This window comes from Bacillus sp. PAMC26543 (assembly GCF_014250375.1).
Classification (GTDB): domain Bacteria; phylum Bacillota; class Bacilli; order Bacillales; family Bacillaceae; genus Bacillus; species Bacillus halotolerans.
The window spans coordinates 1846516-1866572 of the sequence record NZ_CP060193.1; the positions used below are offsets into that span (position 1 = coordinate 1846516).

20 protein-coding genes and 1 riboswitch are annotated in these 20057 nt (G+C 42.5%); of the genes, 18 read left to right on the forward strand and 2 right to left on the reverse strand.

Going from position 1 to position 20057, the window contains the following annotated elements:
* The first annotated feature begins 17 nt into the window (after window positions 1-17).
* From ccsB to aroD, 6 genes are all read left to right on the forward strand, one after another.
* The gene (ccsB, locus tag H7F27_RS09485; RefSeq protein WP_185848865.1) at window positions 18-1193 is read left to right on the forward strand and encodes a c-type cytochrome biogenesis protein CcsB; all 1176 of its coding nucleotides are present in this window, start codon (window positions 18-20) and stop codon (window positions 1191-1193) included.
* Window positions 1194-1275: 82 nt separating this feature from the next.
* Window positions 1276-1998: a DNA-binding response regulator ResD gene (resD, locus tag H7F27_RS09490; protein WP_010334777.1), complete on the forward strand. Its 723-nt coding sequence runs from the start codon at window positions 1276-1278 to the stop codon at window positions 1996-1998.
* Entirely contained in the window at window positions 1995-3761 is a 1767-nt protein-coding gene (gene resE / locus H7F27_RS09495) for a sensor histidine kinase ResE (RefSeq protein WP_185848866.1), read from the forward strand. The genes resD and resE overlap by 4 nt, the downstream gene beginning before the upstream one ends.
* Window positions 3762-3964: 203 nt before the next feature.
* Window positions 3965-4549 (forward strand): RNA polymerase sigma factor SigX, encoded by a 585-nt coding sequence (sigX, locus tag H7F27_RS09500; protein WP_024121898.1) that lies wholly within the window; start codon window positions 3965-3967, stop codon window positions 4547-4549.
* On the forward strand, window positions 4485-5594 hold the full coding sequence (locus H7F27_RS09505; RefSeq protein ID WP_185848867.1) for a sigma-X negative effector: 1110 nt from the start codon (window positions 4485-4487) through the stop codon (window positions 5592-5594). The genes sigX and H7F27_RS09505 overlap by 65 nt, the downstream gene beginning before the upstream one ends.
* A 111-nt stretch (window positions 5595-5705) precedes the next feature.
* A complete protein-coding gene (aroD, locus tag H7F27_RS09510; RefSeq protein ID WP_101860352.1) occupies window positions 5706-6467 on the forward strand; it encodes a type I 3-dehydroquinate dehydratase in 762 nt (253 codons plus the stop codon).
* A 58-nt stretch (window positions 6468-6525) separates the two neighbouring features.
* On the opposite strand, the gene serA is transcribed toward aroD, so the two are convergent.
* Window positions 6526-8103, reverse strand: a complete 1578-nt coding sequence (gene serA, locus H7F27_RS09515) for a phosphoglycerate dehydrogenase (protein ID WP_101860353.1) — start codon at window positions 8101-8103, stop codon at window positions 6526-6528.
* Between the two features lie 206 nt (window positions 8104-8309).
* A riboswitch (FMN riboswitch) is annotated at window positions 8310-8444 on the forward strand.
* Between the two features lie 156 nt (window positions 8445-8600).
* On the opposite strand from serA, the gene fmnP reads away from it, so the two are divergent.
* Window positions 8601-9173: a riboflavin transporter FmnP gene (fmnP, locus tag H7F27_RS09520; RefSeq protein ID WP_024121894.1), complete on the forward strand. Its 573-nt coding sequence runs from the start codon at window positions 8601-8603 to the stop codon at window positions 9171-9173.
* A gap of 39 nt (window positions 9174-9212) precedes the next feature.
* Here the strand turns inward: fmnP and H7F27_RS09525 are convergent, their stop codons facing one another.
* A complete protein-coding gene (locus tag H7F27_RS09525) occupies window positions 9213-9461 on the reverse strand; it encodes a ferredoxin (RefSeq protein ID WP_003225461.1) in 249 nt (82 codons plus the stop codon).
* A gap of 265 nt (window positions 9462-9726) precedes the next feature.
* On the opposite strand from H7F27_RS09525, the gene H7F27_RS09530 reads away from it, so the two are divergent.
* The 11 genes from H7F27_RS09530 to sleB all read left to right on the forward strand — a co-directional run bounded on the left by H7F27_RS09530 (window position 9727) and on the right by sleB (window position 20046).
* The gene (locus H7F27_RS09530; RefSeq protein ID WP_185848936.1) at window positions 9727-10785 is read left to right on the forward strand and encodes a YpbB family protein; all 1059 of its coding nucleotides are present in this window, start codon (window positions 9727-9729) and stop codon (window positions 10783-10785) included.
* On the forward strand, window positions 10778-12268 hold the full coding sequence (locus H7F27_RS09535) for a RecQ family ATP-dependent DNA helicase (RefSeq protein ID WP_185848868.1): 1491 nt from the start codon (window positions 10778-10780) through the stop codon (window positions 12266-12268). Before H7F27_RS09530 ends, H7F27_RS09535 begins: the two co-directional genes overlap by 8 nt.
* A 14-nt stretch (window positions 12269-12282) precedes the next feature.
* Entirely contained in the window at window positions 12283-12864 is a 582-nt protein-coding gene (locus H7F27_RS09540) for a CPBP family intramembrane glutamic endopeptidase (RefSeq protein WP_308457293.1), read from the forward strand.
* On the forward strand, window positions 12848-13588 hold the full coding sequence (locus H7F27_RS09545; RefSeq protein ID WP_103671754.1) for a LysM peptidoglycan-binding domain-containing protein: 741 nt from the start codon (window positions 12848-12850) through the stop codon (window positions 13586-13588). The genes H7F27_RS09540 and H7F27_RS09545 overlap by 17 nt, the downstream gene beginning before the upstream one ends.
* Before the next feature lie 64 nt (window positions 13589-13652).
* Complete coding sequence (locus H7F27_RS09550) at window positions 13653-14096, forward strand: YpbF family protein (protein ID WP_095713195.1); 444 nt, start codon at window positions 13653-13655, stop codon at window positions 14094-14096.
* An 85-nt stretch (window positions 14097-14181) separates the two neighbouring features.
* Window positions 14182-14961, forward strand: coding sequence for a metallophosphoesterase (locus tag H7F27_RS09555; protein ID WP_024121888.1), 780 nt, complete (start codon window positions 14182-14184; stop codon window positions 14959-14961).
* A 151-nt stretch (window positions 14962-15112) separates the two neighbouring features.
* The gene (locus H7F27_RS09560) at window positions 15113-15697 is read left to right on the forward strand and encodes a genetic competence negative regulator (RefSeq protein ID WP_010334765.1); all 585 of its coding nucleotides are present in this window, start codon (window positions 15113-15115) and stop codon (window positions 15695-15697) included.
* 156 nt (window positions 15698-15853) lie between these two features.
* Window positions 15854-17128, forward strand: coding sequence for an NAD-specific glutamate dehydrogenase (gudB, locus tag H7F27_RS09565; protein ID WP_024121887.1), 1275 nt, complete (start codon window positions 15854-15856; stop codon window positions 17126-17128).
* 108 nt (window positions 17129-17236) lie between these two features.
* Window positions 17237-18211: a YpdA family putative bacillithiol disulfide reductase gene (locus H7F27_RS09570; protein WP_024121886.1), complete on the forward strand. Its 975-nt coding sequence runs from the start codon at window positions 17237-17239 to the stop codon at window positions 18209-18211.
* 120 nt (window positions 18212-18331) lie between these two features.
* The gene (prsW, locus tag H7F27_RS09575) at window positions 18332-18988 is read left to right on the forward strand and encodes a glutamic-type intramembrane protease PrsW (RefSeq protein WP_185848869.1); all 657 of its coding nucleotides are present in this window, start codon (window positions 18332-18334) and stop codon (window positions 18986-18988) included.
* A gap of 143 nt (window positions 18989-19131) precedes the next feature.
* Window positions 19132-20046, forward strand: coding sequence for a spore cortex-lytic enzyme (gene sleB / locus H7F27_RS09580; RefSeq protein ID WP_024121884.1), 915 nt, complete (start codon window positions 19132-19134; stop codon window positions 20044-20046).
* Window positions 20047-20057 lie beyond the last annotated feature (11 nt).

Genomic DNA, 20057 nt, shown 5'->3' on the forward strand with positions numbered 1-20057 from the left:
GAAAAGGGAGTGGTGTCATGGCGGAGCTGAGCGGAAATTTTCTTTATGCGGCCTTTCTCGTGTATTTAATTGCGGTCCCGATTTTCGGCGGGGCCATACGCGGAAGGAAAAATAAAAAAGACAGGGCAAACCGGTGGGCGACGATCGGGATTACCCTTTCGATTACCGGTTTTCTCTGCCACCTGGGCTATTTTATTACAAGGTGGGCTGCCAGCGGCCATGCGCCTGTCAGCAACATGTTTGAATTTACAACGGCCTTTGGCATGATGCTTGTGCTTGCGTTTATTATCCTTTATTTTATCTATCAATTGCCTTCATTAGGTCTGTTTACATTATCGATCGCTTTATTGCTGATTGCATACGCCAGCATGTTTCCGACGGACATTTCGCCATTAATTCCGTCATTGCAGAGCAATTGGCTGTATATCCACGTAACCACGGCCGCGCTGGGGCAAGCTATACTCGCCATCAGTTTTGTCGCAGGCGTCATTTTTCTTTTGAAGCATGTTGACCAGACAAAACCAAGCAAAAAAACCTTTTGGCTTGAAGCTATCATGTTTATTATGGTGACGGCAGTTGCCTTTATTGTGATAACATCTGTGTTTCGTTTTGCCGGCTATGAAGCTGAGTTTAACTGGGTGGATAAGAATAAGGAAAAAAGCGTGATGGTCTATGAAATGCCCGCACTTGTAGGTCCGCATGAGGGTGAGCTTATCACCGAGGGGAAAATGCAGCCCATTGCAGAGCTTCCGGCCCTTTTCTCAGGCAGAAAGGTAAACACAGTGATTTGGTCGTTTGGAGCTGGACTCCTATTGTACGGAGCGCTTCGCCTGATCGTCAGAAAAAGAATCAGTGCCTGTTTACATCCTCTGGTGAAAAACGTGAATCTTGATCTGGTGGATGAGGTTGGCTACAGAGCCGTTTCCATCGGTTTTCCGATTTTTACACTCGGCGCGCTGATCTTTGCCATGATTTGGGCTCAGCTTGCTTGGACGAGATTTTGGGGCTGGGACCCGAAGGAAGTATGGGCGCTGATCACGTTTTTGTTTTACGCCGCATATTTGCATTTAAGGCTGTCAAGAGGATGGCACGGTGAGAAATCAGCATGGCTGGCCGTAATCGGTTTTGCTATCATTATGTTCAATTTAATATTCGTAAATCTTGTGCTTGCCGGACTTCATTCTTATGCATAGTCCAGAACAAAGCGATACAGTTCTCAAACTTTCTCACGATTTGATAAAATGAAAGTAACAGAAGGAAAGCAGGGGGAAAACGATGGACCAAACCAATGAAACCAAAATATTAGTAGTTGATGACGAAGCCAGAATTCGCCGCCTTTTAAAAATGTATCTTGAACGTGAAAATTATGTGATTGAAGAAGCGGAAAATGGTGATGAAGCCATTGCCAAAGGCCTCGAAACCAATTATGACTTAATTTTGCTTGACCTAATGATGCCTGGCACAGACGGAATTGAGGTCTGCCGCCAAATTCGCGAAAAAAAAGCTACACCAATTATCATGCTGACCGCAAAAGGAGAAGAAGCAAACCGGGTGCAGGGGTTTGAATCGGGAACAGATGATTACATTGTCAAACCGTTTAGTCCGAGAGAAGTTGTGCTGCGGGTAAAAGCGCTTCTGAGAAGGGCATCTCAAAACTCTTATTTCAATGCGAATACGCCGACGAAAAACGTATTGGTGTTTTCTCATCTGTCAATCGATCATGATGCCCATCGGGTAACTGCTGACGGAACTGAAGTGAGCTTAACACCGAAAGAGTATGAGCTCCTTTACTTCTTAGCGAAAACACCTGACAAAGTGTATGATCGGGAAAAGCTTCTCAAGGAAGTGTGGCAGTATGAATTTTTTGGCGATCTGCGTACAGTAGACACACACGTCAAACGTCTCCGGGAAAAGCTCAATAAAGTATCACCGGGAGCTGCCAAAAAAATCGTCACCGTATGGGGCGTCGGTTATAAATTCGAGGTAGGCGCTGAATGAAATTTTGGAAAAGCGTAGTAGGCAAGCTGTGGGCTACGATCCTTTCTCTTGTCCTGATCGTATTATTTATTTTAACGGTGCTTTTACTCGAGTTTATCGAAAATTATCATGTGGAAGAAGCCGAAAATGATTTAACCCAGCTTGCAAATAAAGTCGCAGTCATCTTAGAAAAACACGAGGATCAGGCGCTGGCAAGGTCGATCACCTGGGAGCTCGCTGATAACTTAACAAGCATTGCGATCATACAGGATGAGAAAAAATACTGGTATTCGCCGAACGATAAAAATCGGCTCTCATCTATCACGCTTGAGCAAATACAGCGGGACAAGGATTTATATCAGGCTCTGGACAACCATAAAAAAGTCAGTAAACGCACGGGCCTGAGTGGCAGAGACACGGATAATGAACGCCTGATTGTGGGTGTTCCGTATGAAAAAGACGGAAAAAAAGGCATGGTCTTTTTATCTCAATCTCTGCTTGCTGTCAAAGACACAACAAAACACACGACCCGTTATATATTCCTTGCCGCAGGCATTGCGATTGTGCTGACCACATTTTTTGCTTTCTTTTTATCAAGCAGGGTCACGTATCCGCTTCGAAAAATGAGAGAGGGCGCACAGGATTTGGCAAAGGGCAAGTTTGACACGAAAATCCCGATTTTAACCCAGGATGAAATCGGTGAGCTGGCAACCGCCTTTAATCAAATGGGACGGCAGCTTAACTTTCATATCAATGCGCTCAACCAAGAAAAAGAACAGCTTTCAAACATATTAAGCAGTATGGCTGACGGAGTGATTACCATCAATATCGACGGCACGATTCTCGTGACAAACCCGCCGGCCGAACGTTTTCTGCAGGCTTGGTATTATGAGCAGAATATGAATATTAAAGAAGGCGACAATCTTCCGCCAGAAGCAAAAGAACTGTTCCAAAATGCTGTCAGCACAGAAAAAGAACAAATGATTGAAATGACGCTGCAGGGCAGATCGTGGGTGCTGCTGATGTCGCCGCTGTATGCGGAATCGCATGTCAGAGGCGCGGTTGCCGTTCTTCGAGATATGACCGAAGAACGCCGCCTTGATAAATTGCGCGAAGACTTTATCGCAAATGTCAGCCATGAATTAAGAACGCCGATCTCCATGCTTCAAGGGTACAGTGAAGCCATTGTCGATGACATTGCGAGCTCCGAAGAAGACCGAAAAGAGATTGCTCAAATTATATATGACGAGTCGCTGCGAATGGGCCGCCTTGTCAACGATTTGCTTGATTTAGCGCGAATGGAATCAGGCCATACTGGATTGCATTATGAACAAATCAATCTTAATGAATTTATAGAAAAGATCATGCGCAAATTTTCCGGCGTTGCCAAAGAAAAAAATATTTCTTTGCATCAGGACATTTCTCTCACTGAAGAGGAATTTATGTTTGATGAAGATAAGATGGAGCAGGTGTTTACCAATTTAATTGATAACGCGCTGCGTCATACTCAATCAGGCGGCAATGTCTCCATCTCCGTTCATACGGTTAAGGATGGAATAAAAATAGACGTCAAAGATTCCGGCTCCGGGATACCGGAAGAGGATCTGCCGTTTATTTTTGAGCGATTCTATAAAGCAGATAAAGCACGGACAAGAGGCAGAGCAGGAACCGGACTGGGACTGGCTATTGTTAAAAATATTGTGGAAGCTCACAACGGTACCATTACGGTGCACAGCCGGATGGACAAAGGAACGACGTTTACGTTTTATATTCCGACAAAATGATCAAGTCGAGTCTGAATTTGCCGAAGAATCTTGTTCCATAAGAAACACCCGCTGATCCAAGCGGGTGTTTTTTAAAAGGTTTTTCTTAATAAAATTTAAGGATATGTTAATATAAATTCCCTTCCAAATTCCAGTTTCTCGTAATATAGTTGTAATGTAACTTTTAAGCTATTATTACGACTAAAGGAACGGAGGGGTTTCCTATGGAAGAAACCTTTCAAGCGTTATATAAAACTTACCATCAAGATTTATATCAATTTTTATTTTATATGGTAAAGGATAAAAGCCAGGCTGAAGACCTTCTTCAGGAGGTTTATATTCGTGTATTAAATTCATATCATACGTTTGAAGGAAGAAGCAGTGAAAAAACATGGCTTTTGTCGATTGCACGCCATGTGGCGATAGACTGGTTCCGTAAGCAGCAGACGATCAGACAGCGTGTACTCGGGACATTTGATTGGGACACACAGGATGTCAGAGATCAGCAATTGCTTCCGGACGAACTCGCGGTTCAACATGAAAATGTCCGGGAAATTTATGCTGCGCTCGATCAATGTACGATCGATCAAAGAGCTGTGATTATCTTACGGTTTATTCAGGGATATTCAATACAGGAAACAGCCAATGCTCTGCGCTTCTCGGAAAGCAAAGTGAAAACGACCCAACACAGAGGGCTCAAAGTACTTCGGAAACATATGGAGCTTTTGAGGGAGGAGCTAATGGATGATGAAGTCAGATTGGAACGAAGAACAGATAAAGGAGTTGTTAAGTCAACTGCCGGCAGTTAAAGACCATCGTTCTCCGCAAGACATATACAAGCGGCTTTCGATGGCAAAAAGCAAAAAAAAGTCCGCTGTTAGGTGGATTGGCCCCGCATGTGCCACTGCGGTTGCGGTTTATATCGCCTTCATTATTTCTCCTCATTTCTTTGATCAGGCACAGCCTCAACAAAAAGAAGCGTCCCAAGAAAACGCTATAACGAAAACTGAGACAGCAGACAGCAAAAAAGCTGCATTATCCCTGGATCAGTCATCGTTAGTTGTTCCTGAAAAGGAGCAGAACAACTATACGACTGTAGCAATTGCCGATGCCGAAACATCCACAATTATACCCGTCAGCATTAAAAAAACGAAATCAAACCAAACCATACAGGAGGTGCTGTTTGAAAGTGATCAATTGGATATCCTTGATCACGCCATCACAATTCCCTCCTTCATGGATGAAGTGGAGGTAAAGGAAAACCAAAATCATAAGGAATTAAATATACAAGTCGATCAGCCCATTGAGGCTTTTTCTGTAAAAGACGACGCAATACTAAAAAAATTGCTGAAAGAATCATTAAAATGGAGTCCTTATGAAAAAATCAAAATTTTTTCATCGGAGCAGAAAAAGGACGGCGCCAGTATTGGCTCAAATGGTACTTTTACTGAAATTCCTATTCCTAAACAGTCGAACAGAGCCTACTCCTTGTACCAAAATGAACAAGGACAAGACTTTCTCGTTCCAACAGAAAGAACATTTAATACTGTAAAAGAAGCTATTAAGGAAATGGAATCGAGCAATCAAACAAATACTGCACCTCTTATTCAAGCGGGTGCCGTCAAATCTGTAACGGAGAAACAGAATCACTTATATATCCATTTCTCAAAACACTCGGGGGTTGAGGATTCTATTGCCGGCATCTTAATGCTGGAGGGACTTCTTTTAACAGCAAAGGAGTTTGGCTTTACAGAAGTGACCTTTGCGGAAACGGGAACAAAAAAAATCGGCAGATACGATGTATCAGAAGCTATTCCGGTTCCTGCTGCTCCAAATCCGATTTCCTTACATTAAAAGAGCCTTTTTTCAGGCTCTTTTTTCGTTGCTTTTCATATAATAGAAATTTTCAAAAAAACTTGTCCGTGTATAATAAAACAAGGTAAAGATTGAAAGGATTTGAGACGAGTGAACGTGTTAACAATCAAAGGAGTTTCCATCGGTGAAGGGATGCCGAAAATCATCGTTCCGCTGATGGGGAAAACAGAAAAGCAAATTTTAAAAGAAGCAGAAGCTGTGAAATTACTGGATCCGGATATTGTCGAGTGGCGAGCCGATGTATTTGAAAAAGCAGACGACAATGAAGCAGTCATAAAGATGATCTCAAAGCTGCGAGAGTCTTTGAGAGACAAGCTGTTTCTATTTACATTCAGATCGCTTAAAGAAGGCGGGAGCAAAGAAATGGATGTAAGTTCCTACATCGCTTTGCTGGAAACGGCTATCCGCACAAAAGATATAGACTTTATCGATATTGAATTATTTTCAGGAGAGGCAAACGTTGAAGCGTTAGTATCTTTAGCAGGAGAAAATGGTGTCTACGTGATTATGTCTAATCATGACTTTCAGAAAACACCTGCAAAGGACGAGATCATTTCTCGGCTTCGTAAAATGCAGGAGTTAGGAGCGCATATTCCGAAAATAGCCGTAATGCCGAAGGATGCAGGAGATCTTTTAACCTTGCTTGATGCGACGTATACGATGAAGACAAAATATGCGGACCGACCGATGATCACAATGTCAATGGCGGGAACGGGATTAGTCAGCAGGCTGAGCGGTGAGGTATTTGGATCAGATTGCACATTCGGCGCAGGAGAAGAGGCTTCAGCACCTGGGCAAATACCTGTATCCGAACTGAGAAACGTGTTAGAAGTACTGCACAAACATACATAAACAGGAAACCGTTAAAAAGCAGAAAAAAACTCAAGCTGCAGAGCTTGAGTTTTTTTCATTATGGAAGATCAATAAGTTTCACAGACACGATATCAGGAACATCTGTTAGTTCTTTCACAATTTTATCTTCTAAATGTCTGTCAAAAGAAAGCATCATGATGGCTTCTCCGCCTTTTTCTTTACGGCCAACCTGCATGGTTGCAATGTTAATATCGTTATCTCCGATAATACGTCCCACTCGGCCGATGACCCCCGTCGTATCCTGATGCTGGATGTAAACCAGGTGGCCTGTTGGATAAAAGTCGATATTAAACCCGTTGATTTCGACAATGCGTTCTCCGAAATGAGGGATATAGGTAGCTGTAACGGTAAAGGTGCTGCGGTCTCCTGTCACTTTTACGCTAATGCAATTATCGTATCCAGATTCAGAAGTGGAAATCTTTTCACTAAAGCTAATGCCGCGTTCTTTTGCGACACCGCCCGCATTTACTTCGTTAACTGTTGAGTCAACGCGTGGTTTTAAGAAGCCTGACAGAAGGCTTTTTGTAATAAACGATGTTTCAAGTTTAGCAATTGTGCCTTCATATTGAATCGCGACATCCTGTACCGGCTCTTTCATGCATTGTGATACGAGGCTGCCGATTTTTCCTGCGATTTGGTGGTACGGCTTAATCTTAGCGAATTCATCTTTTGTCATGGCAGGCAGGTTAATGGCTGACATAACAGGAAGACCTTTTGCGAACTGCAGAACTTCTTCTGATACTTGCGCTGCAACATTCAGCTGCGCTTCTTTTGTCGATGCCCCTAGGTGAGGAGTGGCAATCACTAACGGGTGGTCAACGAGTTTATTATCAACTGGCGGTTCAACTTCAAAAACGTCAAGAGCCGCACCGGCAACATGGCCGCTTTCTAAAGCTTCAAGAAGAGCTGCCTCATCGATAATGCCGCCTCGTGCACAGTTAATTAAGCGAACACCTTTTTTCGTTTTTGCAATTGTTTCTTTGTTTAATAAGCCTTTGGTTTCTTTTGTTAACGGTGTATGCACAGTGATGATATCTGCGCTTTCCAAGACTTCTTCGAACGTACGGCTGTTTACACCGATTTTTTTCGCTCTTTCTTCTGTTAAGAAAGGATCAAAAACGTGCACGGTCATACCGAAGGCTCTCGCACGCTGTGCAATTTCGCTTCCGATTCTTCCTAATCCTACAATTCCAAGTGTTTTGCCGTAAAGTTCCGAACCGACATATGCTGTGCGGTTCCATTCTCTGGATTTTACAGAAATATTGGCCTGAGGGATGTGTCTCATTAAAGATGAGATCATCGCGAATGTGTGCTCAGCTGTGGAAATTGTGTTTCCGTTTGGCGCATTAATAACAATTACCCCATGTTTCGTCGCTTCGTCAATGTCGATATTATCCACACCGACACCGGCTCTTCCGACGATTTTTAAAGAAGTCATTTTTTGAAAAAGGTCTTCTGTTACTTTTGTCGCGCTTCGCACCAATAGAGCATCAAAGGTATGTAATTCATCCTCTGCATCTGCTACGTTTTTTTGGACGATTTCAATAAAGTCTGATTCAATAAGTGGTTGTAAGCCGTCGTTGCTCATTTTGTCTGAGACCAATACTCGAAACATCGTAAGATTTCCTCCTAAATTGACAAACTAAATATCTGATAATTTAACATATTCTCAATAGAGTGTCAATGTGTATTGACGCAGTAAAGGATAAAAGGAAAGCGAGGAATTGACCAGTTTTAGAGACTTTTGGCGTTATATTTAATTTGAAGCAATTATCTATACAACCAACCGTTTATCGTTTATAATGGAACCAAATTCATATGATCAATCTTCGGGGCAGGGTGAAATTCCCTACCGGCGGTGATGAGCAATGGCTCTAAGCCCGCGAGCTGTTTTTGACAGCAGGATTCGGTGCGATTCCGAAGCCGACAGTATAGTCTGGATGGGAGAAGATGGAGGTTCAGCAGCGTTTTGAAAGAAAGGTTTTCAAACGTTTCTTTACCAAGCCAAATTTTTGAAACCCCGCTTTTATATCATAGAGCGGTTTTTTTATTGGCTGGAAAAAGAACCTTTCCGCTTTTCGAGTAAGATGTGATCGAAAAGGAGAGAGCAAATTGAAAGTAAAAAAATTAGTCGTGATCAGCATGCTGAGCAGCATCGCATTTGTTTTGATGCTGTTAAATTTTCCGTTTCCGGGGCTTCCTGATTATTTAAAAATTGATTTCAGTGATGTCCCTGCCATTATTGCGATTCTTATATACGGACCTTTAGCGGGTATTGCCGTTGAAGCAATAAAAAACGTTCTTCAATATATCATTCAGGGGAGCATGGCTGGAGTGCCTGTAGGACAAATTGCAAATTTCATTGCCGGAACACTCTTTATTTTGCCGACTGCTTTCTTATTTAAAAAGCTGAACTCAGCAAAAGGCCTGGCAGTAAGTCTTCTGCTTGGAACTGCAGCTATGACGGTGCTGATGAGCATTCTGAATTATGTTCTGATTCTTCCGGCCTACACATGGTTTTTACACTCCCCGGCATTATCCGACAGTGCGCTGAAAACAGCGGTAGTCGCTGGTATCCTGCCATTTAACGTCATAAAAGGCATTGTCATTACGATTGTGTTCACACTTATCTTTATCAAGCTTAAACCGTGGATTGAACAGCAAAGAAGCGCGCATATTCATTAAATAAAAAAAGCTCCCGCAGGGGAGCTTTTTCAATTACTTCTATTCAAATTTAAGCGGGTCGCCCTCAAACGGCTCATCCGCCACTTTGATGGAATCAGTAGGGCATCCTTCAAATGCGTCAATCATATCTTCTTCCAGTACTTCAGGAACTTCGACAACGCCTTTGTTTTCGTCAAGCGTTACGAACGCGATGCCTTCATCATCGTAATCGTAAATGTCTGGTGCAGCCGCTCCGCAAGCGCCGCATGCAATGCATGTATCTTTGTCTACGATTGTGTACTTTGCCATGAATAAAACCTCCCAGATTGTTCTTGGTGGAACAAATGGATCAATCTTTATATTTAATCAATTTAACACCTATTCCTCTTACTTATTGTAATGATGTTGATGCCACATTTCAACAGAAAAATGATTGAGAATGCTTATCACATAAGGGGTTATCTACATAACATCCCCCCTAATGATGACTTTAAACGTCGATTTCTGTTTAAAATCTGTTAAAATAAAAAGAACAAACCGGCGATTTTTGTCAGGAAGAATGTGGGTGGATAGGTTGTCATTAAATTACTTTGATATCATGGTTCTCGATTGCCTTTCTAAAATAAACGGGGAACGGACAGGAAGTGCCGTTTTTCACTTATTCAAAGGAAAAAGATCGTCACAAACCATTCAAGATGCCGGCTTATTTCAGACTGCAAGATATTTTGGAATGGCTCCGCAATGTTCAAGAAGCGACATTTCAGCCTCACTTCGCAAGCTTGAACAGCAGTCATTTCTGGAACCGATGTCAGAAACAGATACATACAGAGTGACTATTAGAGGCGAAAGCAAGTTGAGGCAGGCGCTGAGTGAACGGCCTTGGCCAGCCCATTGCCACGGCGCTTATTTTCAGCAGGCCGCAAGCGTGCTTTGGAAAAGACTTTCCCTTCTCGTACAGGGATTGTCAAATAAGCAGCACAGCAGCAGACAGTATATTCCCGTCACAAAAGATTATAAGACGCTTCACTGGGTCAAGCGATACATGCACAAGCAAAAGGATCATGAAAAACTGGCAAGAGGCTTGCAGGATATGCTGGAGAATCATTTGCAAAAGCTTGACGAGAAAGCAGCTCTTATCTTTGTCTACTCATTAACTTCATATAATAGGATCGGTTATACGAGCAGGCAGCTTGCTGACAATCTGAAAGAAGACGAGTGGTACGTTTATGTCTTGTTTTGGGCTGCGGTACATTATTTTATTCATTCCTTGCCGCAATGTGAAGATTCTATATTAAAGGGTCTTCTTTCTGATGTGCATTTGGAGAACGCACTGACTGAGTCTACGAGAAAAACATGGCAGATGGTCAGACAAGGGATTCCGATTCAGCGAATTGCTGAAATCAGAAAGCTGAAAACCGCCACAATTGAAGACCATATCGTCGAAATTTCTCTTCATGAGCCGGCTTTTGTGATTGATGGATATATTTCGGCTGAAGATCAGCTCCAAATTGCTGAGTTCGCCAAACGCATGCGGACAAACAAGATCAAACAAATTCGAGAAGGCCTAGAGCAGCGGTTCAGCTACTTTCAAATCAGGCTGGCATTGGCAAAGCAGGTGAAACAGTATGACTAAATTACAGCAAGCGTTATATCAGTTTTTTGGTTTTCATTCCTTCAAAAAAGGGCAGGAGGACATCATCAGAAGCGTACTCAGCGGAAAGGATACCATTGCAATGCTTCCCACAGGGGGAGGAAAGTCTCTTTGCTATCAGTTGCCCGGTTATATGCTTGACGGTATGATATTAATCGTTTCTCCTTTGCTTTCTTTAATGGAGGACCAGGTGCAGCAGCTGAAAGCGCGGGGAGAAAAACGAGCTGCCGCATTGAATAGCATGCTCGGCAGGCAGGAAAGACATTTCGTTTTGGAGCATATCCACCGCTACAAATTTTTGTATCTGTCGCCCGAAGCTTTGCAGTCGTCATATGTCCTGGAAAAATTAAAGAGCGTTCCGATCAGTCTTTTTGTTATTGATGAAGCGCATTGTATATCGGAATGGGGACATGATTTTAGACCTGATTATTCAAAGCTTGGACAGCTGAGAAAAAAACTAGGGCATCCGCCGGTGCTTGCTCTGACGGCTACGGCGACGAAGGATACGCTGCATGATGTCATGAATTTGCTTGATCTGCAGCATGCCGAACAGCATCTTAACTCAGTTAACCGGCCGAATATTGCGCTCAAAGTTGAAAATACCGCGGATACTGCCGAAAAAATAGATAGGGTCATTCAGCTGGTTGAAAACCTGCAAGGACCGGGAATTGTCTATTGTCCGACAAGGAAATGGGCAGAGGAATTAGCGGAGGAAATTAAAAATAAAACAAGCAGCAGGGTTGATTATTACCATGGCGGCATGGATTCTGGTGACAGAATGTTAATTCAGCAGCAATTTATCAATAATCAGCTTGATGTCATTTGCTGTACAAATGCGTTCGGCATGGGTGTTGATAAATCTGATATCAAATATGTCATCCATTTTTATCTCCCGCAGACGGCTGAAGCTTTTATGCAGGAAATCGGCAGAGCAGGGCGTGACGGAAAACCGAGTGTCAGCATTTTGCTCAGAGCGCCTGGAGATTTCGAATTGCAGGAGCAGATTATCCAAATGGAGCGCCTTGCGGATGGAGAAATCGCCAATGTTATTCGCGTGCTGGAAGAAACGGAAGAACGGGACGAAAGAAAACTGCGCGAATTATTCATGCAATATGGTATCACAGAGACGCAGTCGCGAATGATCATCCATCTCTTTATGCAGGGGAAAACATCAATTGATCTGATCAAGCGGGAAATCACGTATCGCATGGAGCTGAAACTTGAAAAAATGCGTCACGTGGCAGCTTTACTTCATCGCGATGGCTGTTTAAGACAATCGCTGTTAGCCTATTTTGATGAAACATACGAGCCCGATAAAGGAAGCATGCCATGCTGTTCACATTGCGGTTTTGATCTTTCGCTGTATGAACAAAAAGAGGAGCGCGTCCAAAAAGCGCCATTAGACGGCTGGAGATCGGAATTGCATCGTATATTCAGTCTAGCGACTGTAGGTGAGCCGAACTGAAACAGCAAAAGGATTTGATCCAGCATCTATCTGACCGTGATATACTGAAGCAGCTATACATGACACAGCTTCTGATCATCATGGTGTCCGCTGCTGCCGTTTTGTTCTTTTTTCAGGATGCAAGTGATTTTTTCAAGCTCTGGCATATTAGGGATACAAGAATCATTTGGTATGGTGTTTCTTTGGCGGTTATTGTCATTTTAGCCGACATGGCAATCATGAAATGGTGTCCGCCTCATTTATATGATGACGGCGGAATCAATAAAAAGTTATTCAGTAAAAGGCCAATCCCTCATATTATATTTTTAACGCTTCTGATTTCTTTTGCTGAAGAAATGTTATTCAGGGGAGTGCTGCAGACCCATATTGGTTTATGGGCGGCCAGTCTTGTATTTGCTGTTCTTCATTTTCGGTATTTGACAAAATGGCTGCTATTTATCATGGTGACGGCAATCAGCTTTTTGCTTGGACTGATTTATGAATGGACCGGCAATCTATTTGTTCCGGTAACGGCGCATTTTATTATTGATGCCGTGTTTGCCTGTCAGATTCGTTTTGAACATGTTAGGAGGGATACACATGACGAACATGTCTAGAGTAGAGAGAAGAAAAGCCCAGAATCTTTATGAAGACCATAAAACCGCATTGGCGGACGACCTTTTCGAAGATGATGAAGAAAGCCTTCCGACAAGACAATCTGTAAAAAATCAAAGAGAGAAGAAAAAAAAGCAAGGTAAAACAAGAACGCCGTTATTTACCACTCTCGCAGTACTGTTTGTATTTGTGCCGGTTATCGTCTTTGTCACCTTATTTTATCTAATGAAAAGCCATCCGGAAAATCCCGATGATTATGAAGATGTTTTTATAAACAGCAGCCAGAGTAAATACGAGGTGGTCCAAAAACCAGAGGCCAAAAAAGAAACGGCAGAGACAGTTCTGCGCGAAGAGTCAAAAAAAAAATCTGAAGGCAAAAAGACAGAGAAACAAACAGAAGCAACAACTGATAAGAAGCAGCCTGCTGTAGCGGAAAAAGAGGACACAGCAAACAAACAGGAAGCAAAAAGCGCGGCTGCTTCCCCTTCCCCGGAAAAAACAGTCCAAAAAGAGCAGGAACAGGTACAGCAGCAGTCTGAACCAGTTCAAGATACGGAGGCAAAACGTATCGTTCAGCACACCGTTCAAAAGAAAGAAACGCTGTACCGCATTTCCATGAAATATTATAAAAGCAGATCAGGAGAAGAAAAGATCCGTGCCTATAACCATTTGAACGGAAATGACGTTTATACCGGGCAAATTTTGGACATCCCTTTGACTTATTAGCGGGCATCTTTTTGATCGCAGGCTCATATATTGTAGCAATGAAAAGGGACAAGGTGTGAAGCGTATGGAATCCTTATGGAACCAGCTGGACCGATTTACGGACGCGCCGACCAAACAGATGCTACAGGCGTTGGTGAAACGAAAACAAAAATACGAAAACTATGCTGCGCAATGCCGCAGGTGGCGGTGGACCTCACTCATTTGCCTGGGCTTATTATGTCTTTTTATGATGATCAAAAGTCCGGCGCCTCAGCTCATTCTTCAAGAAATGCTCAGCCATACCTTTTATTTATTTTGGATGATGGCAACTGCTTTTGCATACTGCACTTCATATTATTTTAAGAAAAAAGAAGAAAAAGCCGAGGGTGATTTCCATAAACTGAGATGTGAAATTATTCAGAAAAGCACTGATCTTTGGCCGCAGCCTGATAAATGGAAGGCGAGAGAATCTGTTTTTCAATTGATGAAGCACCAATACGATATTAATCTATATTTTGAAAGTAAATAAAATGGGGCGTTTTCTCAAACGATAGAAACGTCTTTTTTTTATTGTCCGTCTTATTGATAAGTTCTAAAAGAATGGAGAGTTTTTAATGAAGCGATCAATGAAAATTGCCGGTGCATTGGCTATTGCAGCAGTGGCAATGACGGCAAAAATGTATTCAGTGGCAAAAGGCAATCACCTAAAAATCCATACATTTACGTTATCAAAAATGAAGGGGAAGCCGCCTCTTACGATCTTTTTTATATCTGACATTCATAAACGTATTGTTGATCACGGTCTTTTGGAGGAAGCGCAGGGCCATCAGCCGGATTTGGTTATAATCGGCGGTGATTTAGCTGAGGGCGGGGTGCCCTGCTCGAGAATTGAGGAAAACGTCAGAAGGCTTGCGGGTTTGGGAGTCCCTGTCATGTTTGTCTGGGGAAACAATGATTATGAAATCAGTCAGCGGGAACTGTATGCTATATTTAAAACGCACCGTATTATTACGCTGCGAAATGAATCGGTTCCTTTTACGTATAACGGACATACCATCACCATAGCCGGAGTGGATGACATCAGGATGGAGATGGATGATTATGAAGAAGCGATTAAAGAAATTGACGGGAACCAGGTGAACGTTCTGGTTTGCCATAACCCTGAGATCCATCAACAAATCAATGAAACTGACGGTATTGATGTGATATTCAGCGGGCATACCCATGGCGGGCAGATTCGATTTGGGAAATTTGGCCCTTATGAGCTTGGTACAACCGGTTTTGTTAAAAATGCTGCGTACCTCATCAGCAATGGGTACGGCACAACAAAAGTGCCCCTTCGTTTAGGGGCGGAGCCTGAGGCACACATCGTGACACTTGCAGCACCTGAATGACTTCCCTAAAGAGTGTGTCAATAAAAAACTGCATTGTGCTTGTCTTACTAGTGAACTCAGTGTAAACTGATAACAATTAAGAACCTATGACTCATCATCTCATATAATGTGTTATATGATTTGTGTGCAAGTAGAGGCAGGAGGGAACGTTATGCGGCTTGAGCGTCTGAATTATAATAAGATCAAAATCTTCTTGACCCTCGATGATTTAACTGATCGTGGATTAACAAAAGAAGACCTCTGGAAGGACTCATTTAAAGTCCACCAGTTATTTAAAGATATGATGAATGAAGCAAATACAGAGCTCGGCTTTGAAGCGAATGGACCGATTGCAGTGGAAGTGTATTCTCTCCAAGCACAAGGGATGGTTGTGATCGTAACAAAGAACCAAGAAGCGGATTCAGAAGAAGATGAGTATGATGATGATTACATCGAAATGCAAGTCAAGCTTGACGAAAGCGCGGACATCATATATCAATTCCATTCCTTTGAAGATATCATTCAGCTTTCTGAAAGCTTACAGCGGATCGGTATCACAGGAGGAACTGTCTACCACTATGAAGGACAGTACTTTCTGAGCCTTGAAGACTTGGGATCACAGACTGCCGAGGGTGTTGTGGCGGTCCTGGCTGAATACGGCAATCCGACAACATTAACGATTTATCGCTTACAAGAGTATGGTAAGCTCATTATGGATGGAAATGCTGTAGAGACAATCCAAACTCATTTTTCATAAGAATGGAAGAAAAACTGCTGTTTTTTACAGCGGTTTTTTTTGTTAAAAAACATGGAAAAACATAACGTTTATCCTATGCATAGATCATATGAAGGTGTATACTATTCTCTGAAAGGGAGCATGTGAGAAACAGAAGATTCTAGGAGGTTAACTCAAATGGCAGCCGATCGAAACACCGGTCATACAGAAGAGGACAAACTTGATGTATTAAAATCAACCCAAACCGTAATACATAAGGCTCTGGAAAAATTGGGATATCCTGAAGAAGTATACGAACTGTTAAAAGAGCCGATGAGATTATTAACGGTAAAAATACCAGTTCGTATGGACGACGGTTCAGTCAAGATTTTTACGGGTTATCGTGCCCAGCACAATGACTCTGTCGGTCCGACAAAAGGCGGGATACGTTTTCACCCGAACGTAACTGAAAAAGAGGTGAAGGCACTTTCCATTTGGATGAGTTTAAAATGCGGTATCATTGATCTTCCATATGGCGGTGGTAAAGGCGGAATTGTTTGTGATCCAAGGGATATGTCGTTTAGAGAGCTGGAGCGTCTAAGCAGGGGTTATGTCAGAGCTATCAGCCAAATTGTCGGTCCGACGAAAGACGTGCCGGCACCGGATGTATTTACAAACTCACAAATCATGGCTTGGATGATGGATGAGTATTCAAGAATTGATGAATTTAATTCGCCTGGGTTCATTACAGGCAAACCGCTTGTGCTTGGCGGATCTCACGGGAGAGAATCAGCGACAGCAAAAGGTGTAACCATCTGCATAAAAGAAGCGGCGAAGAAAAAAGGCATCGATATTAAAGGTGCGCGAGTTGTCGTTCAAGGCTTCGGAAACGCCGGAAGCTATTTGGCAAAATTTATGCATGATGCAGGAGCAAAGGTTGTCGGCATATCCGATGCATACGGCGGACTGTATGACCCTGAAGGCCTGGATATTGATTATTTACTCGACCGCCGCGACAGTTTTGGCACAGTGACAAAGCTTTTCAACGATACCATTACGAACCAAGAGCTGCTGGAACTAGATTGTGATATTTTAGTTCCTGCCGCGATTGAAAACCAAATTACAGAAGAAAATGCCCATAACATTCAGGCGAAAATCGTTGTTGAAGCAGCAAACGGCCCAACTACGCTTGAAGGAACAAAAATTCTTTCAGACCGTGACATTCTGCTTGTTCCGGATGTACTGGCAAGCGCGGGAGGCGTAACGGTTTCTTATTTTGAATGGGTTCAGAATAACCAAGGCTTCTACTGGAGCGAGGAAGAAGTAGAAGAGAAATTAGAAAAAATGATGGTAAAATCATTCAACAATATTTATGAAATGGCCAACAACCGAAGAATCGACATGAGACTTGCCGCTTATATGGTAGGCGTGCGTAAAATGGCGGAGGCTTCGCGCTTTAGAGGCTGGATATAAGTTGATGATTTGCATAAAAAATAAAAATCTCCTATGATAAAATAGGAGATTTTTTTATTTGGAAATAGAAAAATGTGAATCGAATGCCAATCGCAGGAGTTGACGGAAATGATTGAAGAAAAAGCAATAATTATTGGCGGAGGTCCTTGCGGGTTATCTGCGGCCATTCACCTAAAACAAATTGGCATTGATGCCCTCGTCATTGAAAAAGGCAATGTCGTTAACAGTATTTACAATTATCCGACGCATCAAACCTTTTTCAGCTCAAGTGAAAAGCTTGAAATCGGTGACGTGGCATTTATTACCGAAAACAGAAAGCCTGTCAGAATTCAGGCTTTGTCGTACTACAGGGAAGTCGTGAAGCGGAAAAAGATCCGTGTGAATGCATTTGAAATGGTTCAAAAAGTGACAAAAGCAGAAAACAATTCATTTGTTATCGAAACGTCAAAAGAGACGTATTCAACACCATACTGCATTATTGCCACAGGTTATTATGATCATCCAAACTATATGAACGTACCCGGTGAGGATTTGCCGAAAGTATTCCATTATTTTAAGGAAGGACATCCGTATTTCGATAAAGACGTCGTCGTTATCGGCGGGAAAAATTCAAGTGTAGATGCTGCGCTTGAACTCGTAAAATCAGGAGCGCGTGTCACCGTTTTATACAGGGGCAATGAATATTCTTCTAGCATTAAGCCATGGATTCTGCCAGAATTCGAATCTTTAGTAAGAAACGGTACAATCCGAATGGAATTTGGCGCTTGTGTAGAAAAAATCACTGAAGATAAAGTCGTTTTCCGCTCCGGCCAGCAGGAACTGATTACCATTAAAAACGACTTTGTATTTGCCATGACGGGTTATCATCCTGATCATCAATTTTTGAAAAAAATCGGTGTGAAAATCGATGAGGAATCAGGACGTCCGTTTTTTAACGAAGAAACGATGGAAACCAATGTGGAAGGCGTTTTTATTGCAGGGGTCATCGCTGCCGGAAACAATGCAAATGAAATATTTATTGAAAACGGAAGATTTCACGGCGGCCACATCGCAAATGAAATCGCAAAAAGAGAAGATAAGTGAAAAGAGGAGAGCATATGAAGGATTCGTATGCTCTTTTTGTTTTTTTAAGGGCAGACAGATGTAAATTCATACACAACATGGTAGGATAGACATAGGAATATAAAGGAAAGAGGTTGCCTGATGTTTGCAATCATCTCTGCAGGAATTGCTCCCGGCATCGCGCTGTTAAGTTATTTTTATTTAAAAGATCAGTATGATAATGAACCTGTACATATGGTGCTTCGGTCATTTTTTCTTGGGGTTGTTCTTGTATTTCCCACCATGTTTATCCAGTATGTGCTTGAAAAAGAGAATGTGGGAGGCGGAAGCTTTTTTGTTTCTTTTTTGTCTTCTGGCTTTTTGGAGGAATCATTAAAATGGTTTATTTTAATGATCAGTGTTTACCCGCACGCCCACTTTGATGAACATTATGACGGAATTGTATACGGCGCAAGTGTATCGCTCGGTTTTGCGACATTCGAAAATATTCTTTATTTAATCGGTCATGGCGTGGAGCATGCGTTTGTCAGAGCGCTGCTGCCCGTTTCATGCCATGCCTTAATTGGAGTGATTATGGGGTTTTACCTAGGGAAAGCGCGTTTTTCCGCTGAAAAAGCACGTGTAAAATGGCTTTTCCTTTCGTTGGCCGTACCTTCACTTTTACATGGGTCGTATGACTTTATCCTGACAGCCCTCAGTAATTGGATCTATTACATGTTTCCATTTATGTTATTTTTATGGTGGTTTGGTTTGCGAAAAGCAAAAAAAGCCCGTTCCGTCAATATGATGCAGATATAGAAGAGCCGCACAGCGATAGTGCGGCTTTTTGATTTGCTGAAATTTTTAAGCTGTGAGGGATAAGAAGGAAAGAGTGTATAAAAATAACCTCGTTACAGAAAATACGATTACACTCAAAAATTTGCTGTAGGAGGCTTGAAAAGATGAAGTCCAAAGGATCGATTATGGCATGTCTCATCTTATTTTCCTTTATAATTACGACGTTTATCAATACTGAAACAATTTCAGCCTTTTCTAATCAAGTCATTCAAAGAGGGGCAACAGGGGACGATGTGATCGAGCTGCAGGCGCGTCTTCAATATAACGGATATTATAATGGGAAAATTGACGGGGTTTATGGATGGGGGACATACTGGGCAGTACGGAACTTTCAGGATCAATTCGGCTTAAAAGAGGTAGACGGTCTGGTCGGAGCCCAAACCAAACAGACCTTGATATCTAAGTCTAAATATTACCGTGAATATGTCATGGAGCAGCTCCAAAAAGGAAATAAATTCACGCATTACGGAAAAATACCGCTGAAATACCAAACGAAACCGTCAAAAACAGCGACTCAAAAAGCAAGGCAGCAAGCAGAGACGCGGCAGAAACAGCCTGCTGAAAAAATAACACAGCAGCCGCAAGCGAATAAACAGCAAAACAACAACACGCCTGCAAAAACCAGAAAACAGGATGCGGTTGCAGCTAACATGCCGGGCGGTTTTTCCAATAATGATATTCGGCTGCTTTCTCAAGCGGTTTACGGGGAAGCGCGTGGCGAGCCGTACGAGGGACAGGTTGCTATTGCAGCAGTTATCTTGAATCGTTTAAACAGTCCGTTATTTCCAAATTCAATAGCAGGTGTTATTTTTGAACCGCTTGCCTTTACAGCGGTGGCTGACGGACAAATTTATATGCAGCCGAACGAAACAGCAAGAGAAGCAGTATTAGACGCCATTAATGGCTGGGACCCTTCCGAGGAAGCGCTGTATTACTTTAATCCGGATACAGCTACCAGCGCGTGGATTTGGGGGCGCCCGCAGATTAAGAGAATCGGTAAACACATTTTCTGTGAGTAGCAGGACATAAG